The sequence below is a fragment of the Collinsella sp. TF08-11AT genome, from assembly GCF_003437035.1.
Lineage (GTDB): Bacteria > Actinomycetota > Coriobacteriia > Coriobacteriales > Coriobacteriaceae > Collinsella.
Map to the genome: position 1 here is coordinate 1 of NZ_QSRL01000018.1, position 16,870 is coordinate 16,870.

Below are 16,870 nucleotides of genomic sequence, written 5' to 3' on the forward strand. Positions count from 1 at the left end.
TGACTTGAAGAAGGGGGAGGCCTCGCGGCCTCCCCCTTCTTTGCGTTTACGGGGTGTAAATGACTCAATTACACCAGACGATCTTGTTGTTTTTGGTATTGAGCCTTTATTTAAAGAAAATAAATCGTATAACAAGGGCAACTGCTATGGCCGCAATGATCAAAAGCAGAATTGTCAGCTGATGCTGCTTGCGTCGTTTACTTGACGAAACGAAGATTGATTTTCCCTGTTTTGGCGTTTCGAGATAGCGAGCCGAATGCGTCAAGGTTTGCTTGGGTCGAGGCCCTCTTTGTTGATGAGCGGCGGATGCTTTCATCGGCTCATCGCTAGCTGCGCTGTTTTTAGATAATGGTGCGTCTTTCAGATATACAGGGTCTCCCGAGGCAACGCCCATATGTTTACGTCCCGTTTGGGCATCCTCGAGCGTTTGATATCGATTTCTCGTCACATAATCGGGCTCAGGATCATTAATGGGCTCTTGCGAGATGTGGGGGCGATGGAACCGTGGCGGCTGCGTAGAAGTATCTTCGCCCTGCGTCGGCATAAACATATTGTTCTGGTTTTGGTCGTCCATGATGCCCTTTAGCTCGTTACCAACAACGTGTACGCGCTCATTGTAAGCCCCTTGTTATTTGTAGCTGCGAACATACTTGTTATTTAAGCTCTGGTTCAAAGAACCTTAACCTTACTAAAACCTGAGTCATACACACTTAGATATGCTTATAGTACTGGACTCAAAAAACTTTATAGTCGATGTATATATGAGCACTGGGTGGGCATATATAAGAGCGTCAAAAGAAGTCCCAGTCACCTAGAAGATGGCTCGGCAGTCCTTAAAAGGAGTGGTAAACATGGCAAGCATGGTTCCTTATCGTTCGGTTTTTGGCGTTCGTCCTTCTGCTAGCTCGCTGTTCGATCTGTTTGATGATATGACCGACCTTGCAAACAACTCGATTGCTTCCAAGGCGTTTCCCGTTGACGTTGAGGATAAGGGCGATGGCTACGAGGTCAAGGCGTATCTGACCGGTGTCGCCAAGGATGACATCGACGTTGAGCTCAATGAGGGTCGCCTGTCCATCAGCGTGAACGTCGAGGAGAGCGCCGAAAACGAGGGTAAGAACTTCCTCCAGAAGGAGTTTAGCTCGTACAGCGCGACGCGTGGCGTATATCTGAAGGACGCTTCGAGCGAGGGCCTCTCTGCAAAGTATGCTGACGGCATCCTCACCGTTACGGTTCCTAAGATCGTCGAGAAGAAGAACGTTACGAAGATCTCCATCGACTAACGATGGCTCTGCTTCAATCGAGAGTATGAGTTAAGGGGGGGCTGGGAAGTGATTCCCAGCCCCCCCCTTTGTTGTCTTGAGGGGCTATTGAATGGTTGTCGGTTGATACTGGCTTGCAGGGCGTATCGAGAGCTTCCGTGGCCCTTGAAGACGGGTGGCAGAACTGCCGAGTTCATCATCGAGACTTGCATCAAGCGCGTTGGCATAGCTTTTGACGGTAAGGCTTGGACGATTATTGTCCTGGCTGATATGCATGGCGATGAGCTGTTCGGTGCGATCGGTAACAAGTTCTCGCGCGGCTTCGGCGGCCTGGTTGTTGGAAAGGTGCCCCTTTGCGGACAGGATGCGTTCCTGAAGAAAGCGGGGGTACGGTCCTTCGCGCAACATTGTTACATCGTGGTTGCTTTCGAGCGCGAGAACTCGACAGTCTTTGAGGGTGCCTATGGCCTTGCTCGACAACTCTCCGGTGTCGGTGGCAAACCCAATGGAATCATCGAGAGCATTGAATCGATAGCCGACAGGATTGATGACATCGTGCGATGTTGAGTAGGTTTGTACCTGGATGCCGGCAATGGGGAGCGTGTCGCCGGGGTCAAATTCCTCTACGGGCAGGTGCGCAAGGTTTTCTTTGCATGAAAGGGTGTCCCTGCTAGTAAAGAGGGGACCATGCCAGTGCTTGCACCATACATCGAGCCCCTTGATATGGTCACCATGCTCATGGGTGATTACAAGAGCGGCGACGTCGTCTGCCGAGAGGCCAAGCTCCGCCATGCGTTTAAGTGTCTCGCGGCGGGACAGGCCGTTGTCGATCATGATGAGCCCCTGAGGCCCCTCGACGAGTGCGCAGTTGCCTTTTGAGCCGCTGCCGAGGATATGAAGGTGCAGGCGAGACATAAGATTCCAAAGGATACAATGAGTGCGGACGAATAGAGGAGGAAGCGAATGCCAACGGTATCTCAGCACTATGGACATCATGCCGCGCCGAGGACGGATAAGAGCGCCCTGGCAACGCGGCAGGCCGCTGCCCCCGTAGTGCTCATGGTATCAGGCGGTGCGGACTCGACGGCGCTGCTCCTTATGGCCTGCACATCAAAGCTGGATATCCAGGACGGGCGCGGCGTCGCTCCCATTGCGCGCGAGCGATTGCACGTGCTGCATGTAAACCATCATCTGCGCGGGGAGGCATCCGATGGCGACGAGGCCTTTGTACGTGACCTGTGCGCGCAATACGGCTTGCCGCTGTGTGTTGAGCATGCCTATTTTGATGACGAATCGGGCAATATCGAGGCTGCGGCTCGCGAGGTGCGCTATGCCGCGGCACGGAGATATGTTCGCGAACTTTGTGCCGAATCGGGCGCACCGCGGACGGCGGCTCGTATCTGTACCGCGCATACTTCGTCGGACCGCGCGGAAACATTTTTGATGAACGCCATTAAGGGGTCGGGCCCGGCTGGGCTTTCGAGCATTCCCCGTCGAAGGAATATCGTGGTGCGCCCCTTGCTTGACCTAACTCATGGCGAGCTCGTGGGCTATCTACAGGTACATGGTCAGCCGTGGCGTGAAGATGAGAGCAATGAGGATGTCTCGTATCTGCGAAACTACGTGCGCCATAGAGTGATGCCAGTGGTGGCGCAGCGCAATGCGAGCGTCTGCAAGACGATTGGCGCCGCCTGCGAGATCTTAGGCGATGAGGATGCCTTTCTTTCTCAGCTTTCGGCACAGGCGTTTCGAAGCTGCCTGCGCAAGGAAGCGGTGGGCGCACTGGTGCTCGATGCGCGCCGTCTTGCCGCCGCTGAAGTTGTGATTGCACGGCGTATCGTGCGGTTGGCGATTAAGCGCATCGATCCCGACGCGCGACCGGAGATGCGGCACGTGGAGCGCGTGCTCGCCTGCGTCGCTGCGGGCTCGGGCTCGGTTACGCTTCCTGCGGGAATTGATGCCCGTGTGGAGTTTGGCATGCTGGCGTTCAAGGCCCCGGCGGCGCGCGAGGGTTTAGTGGCCGATTGGATCTCCGTTCCCGGTTGTCTGCCGCTGGGGGCGGGGCATATGCTGACAGCGGAGCCGATGGCTGTGGAGCCGGGGTGCGATATCGTGCACCGTGCCCGCGAGCTTGCTGCTGCCGGAAAGGTTGCGGCCTTGGTGGATGCGGCGGCCCTGGGGTTTGCCGACTGCGATGGCGAGCGGATGTTAGCCGGCTCGCGCGGGGAGATTCCCACCGAGGCACGATCGGCGCGCCTGTGGGTGGATAGCCCTGTGCCGGGAGACGTGATGTGCCCGTTGGGGATGAACGGCCGAAGCAAGAAAGTGTCAGACCTGTTGAACGAGGCGCGCATTCCTGTTTCAGACCGCTCTGGCGTACCCGTGGTAAGAACGGCTCCGGGGGGTGCCGTAGTATGGGTCGCGGGCGTTCGCGCGGACGAACGTTTTAAGTGCACGGCGGCGACGCGCGTGGCCTATCTGCTTCGCGTGGTTGACGCGGATTAGCTCCTCGCACCAGCTTTTCTGTGCGGCGTTGACGGTATTCCCGCGCTGATGGTGCGCGGGCTGGAAAATATACCCCGTGCGCTGCTAGAATGTGTAGTTCGCGTCCATACGGCGGTGTGTGGGCGATTAAGCACAAGAAAGGGTTGTCATGGCTTCTCAACATCCGGATATCGAGAAGGTTCTGTTTACGCAGGAGGATATCGACGGTATCGTCTCTCGCCTAGGCGAGCAGATTACTCGCGACTACGCGGGTAAGGATCTGGTACTGATTGCGGTCCTGCGCGGCGCCGTGGTCTTTATGGGCGACCTGATGCGCAAGATCGAGCTGCCGACCAACATCGATTTCATGGCTGTTTCGAGCTATGGCGACGGTGTGAAGTCTTCGGGTATCGTGCGTATCATTAAGGACCTGGATATCGACATCCGTGGTCGCGACGTGCTGATCGTCGAGGACATTCTGGACTCGGGCCTGACCCTCAAGTACCTGATGAAGAACCTCGAGAGCCGCAAGCCCGCTTCTCTGGAGGTCGCCGCCTTCCTATGGAAGGACGTTGAGGACCGTACCTCGGCCGTCACGCCTAAGTATGTTGGAACCCATTGCCCCGATGCCTTTGTGGTGGGCTACGGCCTCGACTATGCCGAGCGCTATCGCAACCTTCCGTATCTGGGCATTTTGAAACCGGAGGTTTATTCGTAAGATGCCCGACGACCGTAACGATAACAATTCCCAGACTCCCCGGGAGCCTAAGATCCCGGGAATGCCCGGAGGCAAGAAGCCCACGCGTACGGGCTGGCTGTATTTTATTTTGGCTTGCGCGCTTCTGGGCTACGCCTTCTTTAACATGGGCTCCGGCTTTGCCAGCTCCAGCAATACCGTTAAGCTCGCGACGAGCGAGATGGTGAGCGCCATTAAGCAGGATCGCGTCGAAGATTTGACCTATACGGTTCAAGACGGAAGCGTGGCGGGTCATTACTGGAAGACGAAAAAGGACAAGGGTGATACGAGCGAGCTCAAGAGCTTCTCCTCGACCTATGTCGGCTCCGATTCGCTTGCCGAGCTTATGGCGGAGCACCCCGACACCAAGTACATCGTCAACACCAACGACCCCGATTTTTGGGGCGACTTGGCGATGAGTGTGCTGCCGACGATTGCCCTGATCGCCATCATGTTCTACTTTATGCGCCAGATGATGGGCGCCAATAATAGGAACATGCAGTTTGGCAAGACCAATGCCAAGACCAACGAGGCTACGCGTCCCAAGGTCAAGTTCGAGGACGTTGCCGGCGTGGACGAGGCAGTCGAGGAGCTCGAGGAGATCCGTGACTTTTTGAGCGATCCGGATCGCTATCGCAAGCTGGGCGCCAAGATCCCGCGTGGCGTGTTGCTGGTGGGCCCTCCGGGCACCGGTAAAACGTTGCTGGCCAAGGCCGTTGCCGGCGAGGCGGGCGTGCCGTTCTTTAGCATCTCGGGTTCCGACTTTGTCGAGATGTTCGTGGGTGTCGGCGCCAGCCGTGTGCGTGACCTCTTTAAGGAGGCCAAGTCTCAGGCTCCGTCAATCATCTTTATTGACGAGATCGATGCCGTGGGACGTCAGCGCGGAGCCGGTTTGGGCGGCGGCCACGACGAGCGCGAGCAGACGCTCAACCAGCTGCTGGTCGAGATGGACGGTTTTGAGGAAAGCGAGTCGGTCATCCTGATCGCCGCGACCAACCGCCCCGATATTCTGGACCCGGCATTGCTGCGCCCCGGTCGTTTTGATCGTCAAGTTACGGTCGACCGTCCGGACGTGAAGGGCCGCGAGCAGATCTTGCGCGTGCATGCTGAGAACAAGCCGATGGACGAGGACGTTAAGTTTGAGAAGCTCGCCCAGATGACCGTTGGCTTTACTGGTGCCGATTTGGCGAACCTGCTCAACGAGTCTGCGTTGCTGGCCGCTCGCCGTCATCGTTCCGTGATCTCGATGGACGAGGTCGAGGAGTCGATGGAGCGCGTGATTGCCGGACCGCAACGCAAGGGTCGCGTGATGACCGAGGCCGAGCGCACCACGATTGCCTACCATGAGAGCGGTCACGCTTTGGTGGGCCACATCCTGGAGCACTCCGATCCGGTTCATAAGATCTCGATCGTCAGCCGCGGTCAGGCCCTGGGCTACACACTGCAGCTTCCGCAGGAGGATCACTTCCTCAAGACCAAGAACGAGATGCTCGACGAGCTCGCCGTGTTCTTGGGCGGTCGCGTTGCCGAGGAGCTCATGTGCGACGACATCACGTCGGGCGCGAGCAACGATCTGGAGCGCGCGACCAAGATGGCGCGCGAGATGGTCACGCGCCTGGGCATGAGCGAGGAACTGGGTACGCAAGTGTTTGGTGAGGCGCAGCATCAGGTATTCCTTGGTCGCGATTACGCCGATCACCAGGATTACTCCGAGGAGACGGCGCGCCGCATCGATATCGAGGTTCAGCGCATTATGCGTGAGGCCCATCGTCGTGCGGTCGAGATCCTGGACGCCCGTCGCGATCAGCTCGATCTGATGGCGAAGGTGCTGCTTGAGCGCGAGACTGTCGAGGGCGATGCCGTGAATGCCCTGCTCGATAACGAGTGGGACGCCTACCTTGAGCGCGAGGGCGATATCCTGGCGGCCAAGGAGGAGCGCAATGCCAAGGCGGCCGGCATGCCGACCAAGAAGCGCGCGCCTCGTATGAGCGAGGAAGAGCTGGCGGCTGATGCCGCGGCCTTTGCGCAGGCGGCCATGCAGGAGGATGCCGAAGCCGCATCCGGCGACGCTGGCGATGACCATGCCGTCGTCGATGTCGATGACGATGCCGACACCGACAAATAGTCTTTGTGGCGAAAGCCTCCGCGGGGAAACCTGCGGAGGCTTTTTCTTTTGAGCGATATGGGGCCGTCTGTTGATTGGGGACAGACTTAAATGAGCGTTTTCACGCATTTAAGTCTGTCCCCAATCAACATTGCTGCGGCACTTTGCTCAACTAAAGCGTACAATACCGCCTATGCGAAAGGGGAACAGATGATCAACGAAACTATGTATGCTCGCGGTGCGGAAAGCTCCATCATCCGTGAGATTTTTAGCTATGGCCTTGAGCGCAAGGCGCAGATCGGTGCGGAAAACGTATTCGATTTTTCGCTGGGCAATCCGAGCGTTCCGGCGCCCGCTGCCGTGGCTGAGTCGATTAAGAAGGCCCTGGAGCTGCCGAGTGACCAGTTGCACGGCTACACCCCCGCTCCGGGCCTGCCGCAATGTCGAGCAGCCGTCGCCGAATCGCTCAACCGCCGCTTTGGAACGAGCTATGAGGGCAAAGACGTCTTTATGACGGTGGGTGCCGCGGCTTCGCTCACCTGCACGCTCAACGCCGTTACGAACCCGGGCGACGAGGTTATTGTTATCGCCCCGTACTTTCCGGAGTATCGCGTTTGGATTGAGAAGGCCGGCTGTACGTGTGTTGAGGCGCTCGCCGATGAAGATACGTTCCAGCTGAGCGTGGATAACGTGCTCAAGGCGATTACCGATAAGACGGCTGCCGTCATTATCGACTCGCCCAATAACCCGACCGGCGCTGTGTATACGCGCGATACCTTGACGCGCCTGGCTAAAGTTTTGTGCGAGGCCAACGCCAAGCGCGATCCCGAGAATCCGATCATGCTTATCTCGGATGAGCCGTATCGCGAGATCGTCTATGGCGCCGAGGTGCCTTGGGTGCCCTCGATCTACGAGCACACCATCGTGTGCTACTCGTATTCCAAGTCCCTTTCGCTGCCGGGCGAGCGCGTGGGCTGGATTTTGGTTCCCAATACCAATCCGCAGGCTGCTCGCCTGATGCCGGCTGTTGCGGGTGCCGCCCGTACGCTGGGCTTTGTGTGCGCACCGGCGCTCTTCCAGCGCGTGATTATCGACTGCATTGATGAACCGAGCGATGTCGAGGCCTATGCGCGCAACCGCACCGCGCTTACCGACGCACTAGCGGAGTACGGCTACACCTATGTTGAGCCGGACGGTGCGTTCTACCTGTGGGTGAAAGCGCTGGAGCCCGATGCGAATGCGTTCTGCGAGCGCGCGAAGAAGTACGAACTGCTCGCGGTGCCTTCGGACAGCTTTGGCATGCCGGGCTGGTTCCGCTTGGGCTACTGTGTGAGCTACGAGACCATCGTCAATTCGTTGCCTGCCTGGAAGCAACTGGCCGACGAATATCTTCGAAAGTAAAGCGCTCTGCTTACAATGTTTTACGTGAAACGGGGTTTGGTTTTAAGCCAGACCCCGTTGTCTATGTCGTTGTGTGATTGGGATGAAGCAGTTTTACGACTATCGAAGGCTATGCGTACAATGAATATAAGCGACGGCCGTGCCAGATAAGGAGACCTGATGCCCTACCTGCTTTCTTGTGACATTCATACCCATACGATGTTCTCTGCGCATGCATATTCGACCATTGAGGAGAATGTGTACTGGGCGGCAGAGCGTGGCCTGCAGGTGCTCGGATCTGCCGACCATCTGAGCTCTATGGTTACGGCTTGCCCCAATGACCTGCGCAGTTACCAATTCTTTATCAACCAGGATATCTGGCCGCGCATTTGGAGCGGCGTGCTGGTGCTGCGTGGTGCCGAGGCCGATATCGTTTCGCTGGACGGAAGCCTGTTTGGCGAGGACACTCCTGTCACGCTCGATATCGCCGGCGATTCGTACAGCCGTCAGCATTCACTGTTCGATTTGGTTACGCGCAATTTGGATTATTTGGTGGCAAGCGTGCATAATCCGCAGATTGCCGAAGGTGCGACGCTTGCCCAGGCGACCGAGATGTATATCAATGCCCTGGAGCACCCCAAGGTGTTCATGCTGGGTCACACGGGTCGCTCGGGCGTTCCGTTTGATATCGATGAGGTGTTGTTGGCGGCTAAGGCCAAGCACAAGATTATCGAGATTAACAATCATAGTCTTGAACACGGTGTCGACACTGAGCATTGGGCCGTATGCCGCAAGATCGCCGAGCGCTGCGCCGAGCTGGGCGTGGGCATTGGCGTGTCGACCGATGCCCACATTGGCATGGCCATTGGCAAGCTCGATCACGCGCGCAAGATGCTCGACGAGATTCACTTCCCGCTGGATTTGATCGTGACGCGCGACCGCGAGACGCTGCTGCGCGAGATGGCGGCAGCCGGCGTGTGCGACCTGCGCAAGGGGATGTAGCGGAATTTATAAACCAAGCGAAGGGGGCGGCCCAGACGGGTCGCCCCCTTTCTTGTCCCAAAAATCTACTGAGGTTGGTTAGCGGCGTTCGAGGACCGCTACGGTTTCGGTGTGGTCGGTGTGAGGGAACATGTCGACGGGCGTGATCTTGAGCAGGCGATAGCCTCCGTCGAGGAGCTGATGCAGGTCGCGCTCTTGAGTTACGGGGTTGCAGCTGATATAGGTGATGCGGCGCGGCTTAAGCGCGCAGGCAGCTTCGAGGAACTCTGGGGTAGAGCCGGCGCGCGGCGGGTCGAGGGAAAGGACATCGACCCGCTCGTTGTTATCGGCGGCATCCAGGATGTAATCGGTGGCGTCGTCGGCCATAAACCAAGCGCTTCGGGTGAGGCCGTTGAGCTCGGCATTGCGACGTGCGTCGGCAATGCCCGCCGGGTTGCGCTCCACGCCGAGCAGTATAATGCCGATACCCTTGTTCTGGGCATCTTTAACTGCGCAAAGACCGATGGTACCGCTGCCACAGTAGGCATCCATGAGCACATCGCCCTGGTGCAAATCCATGCCGTCGATAGCGAGCTGATAGAGCAGCTCGGTCTGTTGCGGGTTGGTCTGATAAAACGCGGTAGGGGAGATATCGAATTCGCAACCGAGCAGCTGGTCGCGCATGCATTCGGCCCCATAGACGATACGAGTCTCCTCACCCAAGATGGCGTTGCCGGGGCGTCCGTTGATGTTTTGGGCAACGGTGACGATATGCGGATCGAGTGCGGCGACAGCCTCAAAGAACTCATGCGCATGCGGCAGGTCGCGCTGAGCGGTTACGAGGGTGACCATAATCTGGTCTGTGCGCCAACCACAGCGAACAACGGCATAGCGAAGCAAGCCCAGATGCTTGTCTTCGTTAAAGGCAGGAATATGCAGACGTTCGGCCTCGCGAGCGATGCCGTTGAGAATCTGGCGGGCTCCCGGCGCCTCGACGGGGCATTCGGGCACGGCAACGATTCTGTGCGAACCGCGCTCAAAGAAGCCGCAGCGGACAGCGCCCTCCTTACCGGGAGCAAAGGGAGTGGCAGCCTTATGACGAAAACCGCGCGGAGCAGGATATTTGCCCGGATCGCCCAAGGTGACGCCCATACCGCGAATGGGGTCGACGCTAATACCCTCGCGCTCGCAAAGAGCAGCAAAAAGCTCCTCCATAGCAGCCTGCTTAGCTGCCAACTGCTTTTTATAAGGACGATTGAGCGCCGTGCACCCACCGCAAGCTTTCATGATCGAACAGGGAGACTTGGGGTCCACAGCCTTACGCGCAGACGAAACCCGATCTTTATGCGAGCGCTTGGAGCGAGTCTGAGATGCCTTATCCTCGTTCCGACGAGAGCCGGGACGCTTGGTCTTAGCCTTGCCCTTCGCATCCTGAGACGACTTGGATTTCTGAGAAGATTTTTTCTCCTGAGACCCCTCAGCCGACTCGATCAAAGCACGACGAGCCTTACGCTCCGCACGAGATTCTGCCATCAATAACTCCACTAATTCATGAATTAAAGCTGCAAGTATTGTACCGTGCCAAGCCAGCAGACGATATACAAGCGATTTATTCGTGTCAGTGATAAGCCCAACGACGGTTGCCCGCCGCGTGAGGGGTGTGGGGGTTAAGTTTATCGCGAGTTCCGCACGAACAGGAGGCCACTTAATGTGGCCTCCGTCGTGAGCAGGACTGTAGAGCAGGAAACTTAACCCCCACACCCCTCACGCGGCGGGCAAACTTGCCTTGTGCTCTATCACGCTAAAGTGTATGATTCTGAACGTTACATGACTCACTTTACCTAACTAAAGTGCTATCGAGGGGGAATACCATGAATAGCGATATGTCTCGTCGTCAGTTTGTTGGTCTAGCCGGCTCGCTCGCCGCGGTGCTTGGCCTTGGTCTTGTCGGTTGCGGCGGTGGTGCTGGCAAGGGCTCCGCTGCTGGCTCTGCCGCGGCCAAGGATGTGAAGGGCGCCGCGGAGTCCAAGAAGCTCGTGGTGGGCTTTGATAAGTCCTATCCTCCGTACGGCTTTGTGGGCGATGACGGCGAGTACACGGGCTTTGACCTTGACCTTGCCAAGGCCGTTGCCGATAAGCAGGGCTGGGATGTCGATTACGAGGCCATCGATTGGGATGCCAAGGACACGCTGCTCAACTCCGGCGCCATCAACTGCATCTGGAACGGCTTTACCATGGAGGGCCGCGAGGACGACTACACGTTCTCCGAGCCGTATATGCTCAACGAGCAGGTGTTGGTGGTCAAGAAGGACGCGGGTATCAAGAGCTGGGACGATCTTGCCGGCAAGACCGTGATTACCCAGACTGATTCCGCTGCGCAGGATGTGCTCGAGGGCGACCAGAAGGATCTGGCCGCGACGTTTGCCACGCTCGATACCATCGGCGAGTACAACACGGCCTTTATGCAGCTCGAGAGCGGCGCGGTCGATGCCGTGGCTTGCGACCTTTCGATTGCCCAGTATCAGCTTGCCGCCAAGCCCGATGCCTATACGCAGCTCGACAAGCCGCTGTCCAGCGAGCACTACGCCGTCGGCTTTAAGAAGGGCGACACCAAGTCCGCCGATGCCGTGACCGAGTCGCTCAAGGCGCTCTACGAGGACGGCACGGTCAAGGACCTGTGCGACAAGTATGCAGATTACGGTCTTTCCTTCGACAACTGGGTTTTGAAATAATGTCTATTCAGGTCATGATGCAGATGCTTGGCCAGGGCTTCTTGGTCAGTTTGCAGCTGTTTGTGCTGACGCTGCTCGGATCGATTCCGTTGGGAATCCCCGTGGCGTTTATGCGTATGAGTAAGATCGCGCCGCTTCGCTGGATTGCGCGCATCTACATTTCGGTCATGCGTGGCACGCCGCTCATGCTGCAGATGTTTGCCATCTACTTTGCCCCGTACTACGTGTTTGGCATCTCGCTCACGCCCGATTCCAAGTGGACGGCGTGCGTCGTGGCGTTCATCATCAACTACGCCGGTTACTTTGCCGAGATCTATCGCTCGGGCCTGCAGTCCATTCCGCGCGGTCAATACGAGGCTGCCGAGGTGCTGGGCTACTCGCGTCTGCAGACGTTTCTGTATATCGTGATGCCGCAGGTCGCCAAGCGCATTTTGCCGGCGATGGGCAATGAGATCATCACGTTGGTCAAGGACACGTCGCTGGCGTTTGCCATTGGTGTGGGCGAGATGTTCTCGACGGCCAAGGCGCTGGTTGCCTCGCAAGTGAGCATGGTGCCGTTTGCGATTGCGGCGCTGATTTACTGGGTCTTTAACTTTGTGGTCGAGATGCTGCTGGGTGCCGCCGAAAAGAAGCTGGACTATTATCATGACTAGATCGTTCCGCCGTTCTAGCGAACGGCGGACTGCTCGACGCTGCGCGCGTGCCTGACGGCCAATCTGCTCCTCAAACCGTCGCTTGCGTACAGAAGTACGCGGCGCTCCTCTTTCGAAGCACATTGTCTCGTCAGCCACACGCTCGCTGACTTCTCAAACACATGGAGGTTCCCGTGTCCGGAACGGTAATGATGATAACGAACGCGCGCAAGGCGTTTGGCGGCAATGAGGTGCTCAAGGATATCTCACTCGAGGTAAAGCGTGGCGAGGTTGTGGCGATTATCGGGCCTTCGGGCGGCGGTAAGTCCACGCTTCTGCGCTGCGCGACGCTGCTCGAGACGCTCGACGGTGGCTCGCTTTCGTTTGGCGACCTTGCCGTTGCGACGGACGCGGGGTCGGGTGCGGTATACGCGAAGGGCGACGTGCCCAAGCAGGCACGCTCGCGATTTGGCCTGGTGTTTCAGAACTACAATCTGTTTCCGCACTATACCGTGATGAAAAACATCACCGATGCTCCGATTCGCGTGCTTAAGCGCCCGCGCGAACAGGCCGAAGCACGTGCGCGTGAGTTGATCGCGCAGATGGGGCTTACGGGCAACGAGAACAAGGTGCCATGTGAGCTTTCGGGCGGTCAGCAACAGCGTGTGAGTATCGCCCGCGCCTTGGCGCTCGACCCGGAAATCTTGTTCTTTGATGAGCCGACCTCGGCGCTCGATCCAGAGCTGACGGCCGAGGTTCTGCGCGTCATCAAGGATCTGGCCGCGCAGAATATGACGATGGTGATCGTGACCCATGCGATGCAGTTTGCGCGCGATGTTGCCGACCGCGTGGTCTTTATGGATGGCGGTCGCATTGTCGAGGAGGGTCCTGCCGAGCAGGTTGTCGATCATCCACATGAGCAACGTACCCGTGAGTTCTTGAGCCGTATCGAGGGCTAGGCTCAGCTATGTATTGAGAAGAAGCCGCCGCAGGTCTTACGGTCTGCGACGGCTTTTTATTTGCATCGGCGGGGTCCAATAATCGCCTCGCGCACGTTCTCCTTCCTCTCGCCGCCTGTATTCATACGTGCGCCGAAAGGTATGCATGGGCAGTCACCCGTGAGGGTAGGGTGGTGGCATAGGACATTTGGAGGGTGAGTCGGCTCGGCTGCCGACCATGCTGCTTCCGGGACGGCACCGACCGCGAACTCTCCCCGTTGGCGTCGCGCATTGCGCGCGGCCCTGCAAGGAGGTCATCATGGGTGCTCCCAAGACCGGTAACGTAAGGAACGTGGTGCTCGTAGGCCAAGGCGGGGTGGGCAAGACTTCACTCGCCGAAGCCATGCTCCACCTTTCCGGCAAGACCGCCCGCCTGGGCGGCCACGACGGCACCAAGCCCACGCTCGACTATGACCCCGAAGAGGTCAAGCGTGCATTTTCCATCTCGACGACCATTGCGCCGATCGACTGGAAGGGCGCACGTATCAATGTACTCGATGCCCCGTGCTATCCCGATTTTATCGGCGACGCCTTTGCCGCGATGAGCGTCTGCGAGACGGCTCTGTTTGTGGTCGACGCCGAGGCGGGCCCGCAGCCTACGACGGTTAAGCTCTGGTATGCCGCCGAGGACCTGCGCCTGGCGCGTGCGGTGTTCGTAAACCGCCTGTCGCGCTCCGAGGCCAGCTTTACGACCACAATGAACCTGCTGCAGGAGCGCTTTGGCACGCGCCTGGGCGCCGTGACTCTTCCCTGGGGCGAGGGCGAGGACTTCGACGGCATCATCGACCTGGTGCGCATGAAGGCGCGCCATTGCAACGGCGCCGAAGCCGTTGAGTCGGAGATTCCCGAGGAGTATCGTGCCCAGGCCGAGGAAGCCCATGACCATCTGTGCGAGCTGGTGGCCGAGGCTGACGATGAGCTGATGATGAAGTACTTGGAAGGCGAGGAGACGCTGACGCAGGAGGAGCTTGAAGGCCTGCTGTCGAAGGCGATTGCCGAGCGCATCTTTGTGCCGGTCTTTGCGGGCGATTGCATTAAGGAGCAGGGCGTCAACTCGCTGATGGACGACATCGCGACGTACTTCCCGGCGCCGACCGACTACGGCGAGATGCCGCTTATCGACGGCGATTCGCTCAAGATTTCGAGCGACGATGACCGTCCGGTGGCGTTTGTGTTTAAGACCCTGGCCGATCCGCAGCAGGGTCGCATCAGCTTTATCAAGGTGCTGACGGGCACGCTTGAGCCGGGTCTTGAGCTGATCAACGCGCGTACCCGCAAGAGCGATCGTCTGGCTCACCTGTATGTGATGTGCGGCCGCGATATGACCGAGGTCGGTCACGCCTATGCCGGCGACATCATCGTGGCGCCCAAGCTGGCTGCCGAGACGGGCGATACGCTCTCCATTACCGGTAAGGTCGAGGCGGCGGCGTTTAAGTTCCCCAACTCGCAGTACCGTATCGCCATCGAGGCCGAGAATCGCGGGGACGAAGAGAAGCTCTACACGTTTATCGAGAAGGCCTGCAAGGCTGATCCGACCATGAGTATCGACCGCGATGAGGAGACCGGCCAGACCATTATCTCGGCGGTGGGCGAGGCGCAGGTTTCGGTCCTGCTCAACCGTTTGGAGGACCGCACCAAGGTCGCCGCCAAGAGCGTGCCGATCCGCATTCCGTATCGCGAGACCATCCGCCGCACGGCGAGCGCCCAGGGCCGCCACAAGAAGCAGACCGGTGGCGCCGGTCAGTATGGTGACTGCTGGCTGCGTGTGGAGCCGATGATTGCCGCCGACGGTACGAGCGACGGTTATGAGTTTGTGGACGAGGTCGTGGGCGGCCGCATTCCGCGCTCGCTGATCCCTGCCGTGGACAAGGGCGTCCAGGAGACCATGAAGGACGGTATTATTGCCGGCTATCCGCTCACGGGCATTCGCGTCGCGGTGTATGACGGCTCGTATCACAGCGTCGACTCCAACGAGATGGCGTTCCGCGCGGCGGCTCGCATCGGCCTGCGCAAGGCATGCGCCGATGCCGACCCGGTGGTGCTGGAGCCCATCGAGGAAATCACGGTGACTATCCCCGAGAGCTACGCCGGCGCCGTGATGGGCGACATCTCGGCATCGCGCGGTCGCGTGACGGGCATGGAGACCGATGAGCGCGGCGACACCGCGGTCATCGCCCAGGCGCCGCTGGCCGAGTTGACGGATTACTCGACGCGCCTGCGCTCTATCACGCGCGGCACGGGTGACTTTACCATGAAGCCCGCTGGCTACGAGCAGGTGCCTTATGACGTTCAGGCCAAGCTGGTCGAGCGCTATGAGGAGGGCCGCGCCAAGTAGCGCGGGGCTTTGCCTGCAATGTAGGTGCTGACGAAAAGGCCGCCTTGGGTAACCGGGGCGGCCCTATTTGATCCTTTGGGACGGAGGAAAACGGATCATTTTTTTGGTTACGGGCAGCGCGGCCGACATTAGTCTCCGGATGCCTGGTTGCGGCCGGTGGCGTAGTCGATCTGCACGTGCGGCTGTAGGTTATAGCAGTACACGTGGAAGCACAGGGTCTTGCCGTGGTCCTCGACCGATTGCGCCTCAAGGCGCGCGCCGCGGCAGACAAGTTCCTCTTCGTTATACATGGGCGTGACGCGGTAGAGCACGTGGTTGCCCGTTTCGCGGATGTAGTCGAGAATCTGCTCCTCAAACGGTAGCATGCCCGTCTCGTTGAGATAGCGCGTGCCGGTGAGGAGATTCTTGCGGTTGGCGTTTTCGCCGCAGAGCGACCAGGCGATGAGGTGGCAGCGGTTGTAGAGGCTCTGGCCCGGAATAAAGTCGTAGCGCTGCTGATGCCATCCGGCGGGATGGATGCGCGAGATATCGCCGCGCTTGCCTTGACCGAGCGATTCGGGGCCCACGCAGGCGAGCGCTTTGCGAGTGCGGCCCAGGCTGTCGAGCTTGGTGAACTTCTTAAAGCAGCCCTCTTCGGTGGCGCGATCGTATTCATCGAGTGTGAATGACGGCGTGCCGAGCGGGTGCGTGCTGTCGGCACGAAGGGCAACGTAGGGGTTGCCGGCATAGTCGGGAATGCTGCTGAGATAAACACCGCGGGCGCGGTTGAGGTCGGGGTTTTCGACCTCGTCGATGGGGGTGGCGGTGCTGTCCGCGGAAGCGCCGTCGCCGGTGTCGGTTGCGGCGGAATCTGAGCCATCGCCAGAGTCTTGGCTATTTTGAGAGTCCGAGGAACTCGCTGTTCCCGATTCGAGCCGGGCGACCAGGTCTGCCTCGTCGTCGGTGCGGCTGGGGCTCTCGTTTTGTTTTTCGGCCAGAGCCGCCTGTTCGTCGCTTTGCGGCGACAGCAGCTTGGGCGCCCCGTCAAGCGATCCCGTAAACAGTGCAAACCCCAGCACCACGGCGGTGCCGATGGAAAGTACTTGCTTGTAGGCGGACTTGCGCGACATGGGGGCTCCTGGTTGTTCGGCTGCGAATCTACCAGTCTAGCAGGAGCCGACAGGGGCCGTTCTGTCGAACAAATACTTAAGATTTGGGACAAACACTCCTGATTTATTTGTCCCACG

The 16,870-nt window shown here is 58.7% G+C and carries 14 protein-coding genes; 10 read left to right on the forward strand and 4 right to left on the reverse strand.

Features of this window, described 5'->3' with window-relative positions:
- Positions 1–106: 106 nt before the first annotated feature.
- Entirely contained in the window at positions 107–574 is a 468-nt protein-coding gene (locus DXC79_RS09205; RefSeq protein WP_117635976.1) for a hypothetical protein, read from the reverse strand.
- 277 nt (positions 575–851) lie between these two features.
- Between DXC79_RS09205 and DXC79_RS09210 the strand changes: the two genes are divergently transcribed.
- Positions 852–1,283 (forward strand): Hsp20/alpha crystallin family protein, encoded by a 432-nt coding sequence (locus tag DXC79_RS09210; protein ID WP_117635977.1) that lies wholly within the window; start codon positions 852–854, stop codon positions 1,281–1,283.
- Between the two features lie 84 nt (positions 1,284–1,367).
- Here the strand turns inward: DXC79_RS09210 and DXC79_RS09215 are convergent, their stop codons facing one another.
- On the reverse strand, positions 1,368–2,177 hold the full coding sequence (locus tag DXC79_RS09215) for an MBL fold metallo-hydrolase (RefSeq protein ID WP_117635978.1): 810 nt from the start codon (positions 2,175–2,177) through the stop codon (positions 1,368–1,370).
- Between the two features lie 48 nt (positions 2,178–2,225).
- On the opposite strand from DXC79_RS09215, the gene tilS reads away from it, so the two are divergent.
- The 5 genes from tilS (at position 2,226) to DXC79_RS09240 (ending at position 8,968) form a co-directional block, all read left to right on the forward strand.
- A complete protein-coding gene (tilS, locus tag DXC79_RS09220; RefSeq protein ID WP_199408688.1) occupies positions 2,226–3,767 on the forward strand; it encodes a tRNA lysidine(34) synthetase TilS in 1,542 nt (513 codons plus the stop codon).
- Positions 3,768–3,915: 148 nt separating this feature from the next.
- A complete protein-coding gene (hpt, locus tag DXC79_RS09225; RefSeq protein ID WP_055251779.1) occupies positions 3,916–4,464 on the forward strand; it encodes a hypoxanthine phosphoribosyltransferase in 549 nt (182 codons plus the stop codon).
- A 61-nt stretch (positions 4,465–4,525) separates the two neighbouring features.
- The gene (gene ftsH, locus DXC79_RS09230; RefSeq protein WP_233503096.1) at positions 4,526–6,607 is read left to right on the forward strand and encodes an ATP-dependent zinc metalloprotease FtsH; all 2,082 of its coding nucleotides are present in this window, start codon (positions 4,526–4,528) and stop codon (positions 6,605–6,607) included.
- 189 nt (positions 6,608–6,796) lie between these two features.
- On the forward strand, positions 6,797–7,987 hold the full coding sequence (locus tag DXC79_RS09235) for a pyridoxal phosphate-dependent aminotransferase (protein WP_117635980.1): 1,191 nt from the start codon (positions 6,797–6,799) through the stop codon (positions 7,985–7,987).
- A gap of 159 nt (positions 7,988–8,146) precedes the next feature.
- Complete coding sequence (locus tag DXC79_RS09240) at positions 8,147–8,968, forward strand: phosphatase (protein ID WP_117635981.1); 822 nt, start codon at positions 8,147–8,149, stop codon at positions 8,966–8,968.
- A 78-nt stretch (positions 8,969–9,046) separates the two neighbouring features.
- Here DXC79_RS09240 and rlmD read toward each other — a convergent pair whose 3' ends face one another.
- Complete coding sequence (gene rlmD, locus DXC79_RS09245; protein WP_117635982.1) at positions 9,047–10,480, reverse strand: 23S rRNA (uracil(1939)-C(5))-methyltransferase RlmD; 1,434 nt, start codon at positions 10,478–10,480, stop codon at positions 9,047–9,049.
- A 338-nt stretch (positions 10,481–10,818) separates the two neighbouring features.
- Here rlmD and DXC79_RS09250 point away from each other — a divergent pair, with 338 nt between their 5' ends.
- The 4 genes from DXC79_RS09250 to DXC79_RS09265 all read left to right on the forward strand — a co-directional run bounded on the left by DXC79_RS09250 (position 10,819) and on the right by DXC79_RS09265 (position 15,644).
- Positions 10,819–11,679, forward strand: coding sequence for a transporter substrate-binding domain-containing protein (locus DXC79_RS09250; protein WP_117635983.1), 861 nt, complete (start codon positions 10,819–10,821; stop codon positions 11,677–11,679).
- On the forward strand, positions 11,679–12,332 hold the full coding sequence (locus tag DXC79_RS09255; RefSeq protein WP_099432382.1) for an amino acid ABC transporter permease: 654 nt from the start codon (positions 11,679–11,681) through the stop codon (positions 12,330–12,332). The genes DXC79_RS09250 and DXC79_RS09255 overlap by 1 nt, the downstream gene beginning before the upstream one ends.
- A 188-nt stretch (positions 12,333–12,520) precedes the next feature.
- On the forward strand, positions 12,521–13,270 hold the full coding sequence (locus DXC79_RS09260; RefSeq protein WP_199408691.1) for an amino acid ABC transporter ATP-binding protein: 750 nt from the start codon (positions 12,521–12,523) through the stop codon (positions 13,268–13,270).
- A 298-nt stretch (positions 13,271–13,568) separates the two neighbouring features.
- The gene (locus DXC79_RS09265; RefSeq protein ID WP_117635985.1) at positions 13,569–15,644 is read left to right on the forward strand and encodes a translation factor GTPase family protein; all 2,076 of its coding nucleotides are present in this window, start codon (positions 13,569–13,571) and stop codon (positions 15,642–15,644) included.
- 128 nt (positions 15,645–15,772) lie between these two features.
- Here the strand turns inward: DXC79_RS09265 and DXC79_RS09270 are convergent, their stop codons facing one another.
- The gene (locus tag DXC79_RS09270) at positions 15,773–16,753 is read right to left on the reverse strand and encodes a DNA/RNA non-specific endonuclease (RefSeq protein ID WP_117635986.1); all 981 of its coding nucleotides are present in this window, start codon (positions 16,751–16,753) and stop codon (positions 15,773–15,775) included.
- Positions 16,754–16,870 lie beyond the last annotated feature (117 nt).

What these genes read in the sequence shown, in the direction of transcription:
- DXC79_RS09205 (WP_117635976.1), bottom strand. Translation starts at nt 574, where the DNA reads ATGGACGACCAAAACCAGAACAATATGTTTATGCCGACGCAGGGCGAA.
- DXC79_RS09210 (WP_117635977.1), top strand. Translation starts at nt 852, where the DNA reads ATGGCAAGCATGGTTCCTTATCGTTCGGTTTTTGGCGTTCGTCCTTCT.
- DXC79_RS09215 (WP_117635978.1), bottom strand. Translation starts at nt 2,177, where the DNA reads ATGTCTCGCCTGCACCTTCATATCCTCGGCAGCGGCTCAAAAGGCAAC.
- tilS (WP_199408688.1), top strand. Translation starts at nt 2,226, where the DNA reads ATGCCAACGGTATCTCAGCACTATGGACATCATGCCGCGCCGAGGACG.
- hpt (WP_055251779.1), top strand. Translation starts at nt 3,916, where the DNA reads ATGGCTTCTCAACATCCGGATATCGAGAAGGTTCTGTTTACGCAGGAG.
- ftsH (WP_233503096.1), top strand. Translation starts at nt 4,526, where the DNA reads ATGCCCGGAGGCAAGAAGCCCACGCGTACGGGCTGGCTGTATTTTATT.
- DXC79_RS09235 (WP_117635980.1), top strand. Translation starts at nt 6,797, where the DNA reads ATGATCAACGAAACTATGTATGCTCGCGGTGCGGAAAGCTCCATCATC.
- DXC79_RS09240 (WP_117635981.1), top strand. Translation starts at nt 8,147, where the DNA reads ATGCCCTACCTGCTTTCTTGTGACATTCATACCCATACGATGTTCTCT.
- rlmD (WP_117635982.1), bottom strand. Translation starts at nt 10,480, where the DNA reads ATGGCAGAATCTCGTGCGGAGCGTAAGGCTCGTCGTGCTTTGATCGAG.
- DXC79_RS09250 (WP_117635983.1), top strand. Translation starts at nt 10,819, where the DNA reads ATGAATAGCGATATGTCTCGTCGTCAGTTTGTTGGTCTAGCCGGCTCG.
- DXC79_RS09255 (WP_099432382.1), top strand. Translation starts at nt 11,679, where the DNA reads ATGTCTATTCAGGTCATGATGCAGATGCTTGGCCAGGGCTTCTTGGTC.
- DXC79_RS09260 (WP_199408691.1), top strand. Translation starts at nt 12,521, where the DNA reads ATGATGATAACGAACGCGCGCAAGGCGTTTGGCGGCAATGAGGTGCTC.
- DXC79_RS09265 (WP_117635985.1), top strand. Translation starts at nt 13,569, where the DNA reads ATGGGTGCTCCCAAGACCGGTAACGTAAGGAACGTGGTGCTCGTAGGC.
- DXC79_RS09270 (WP_117635986.1), bottom strand. Translation starts at nt 16,753, where the DNA reads ATGTCGCGCAAGTCCGCCTACAAGCAAGTACTTTCCATCGGCACCGCC.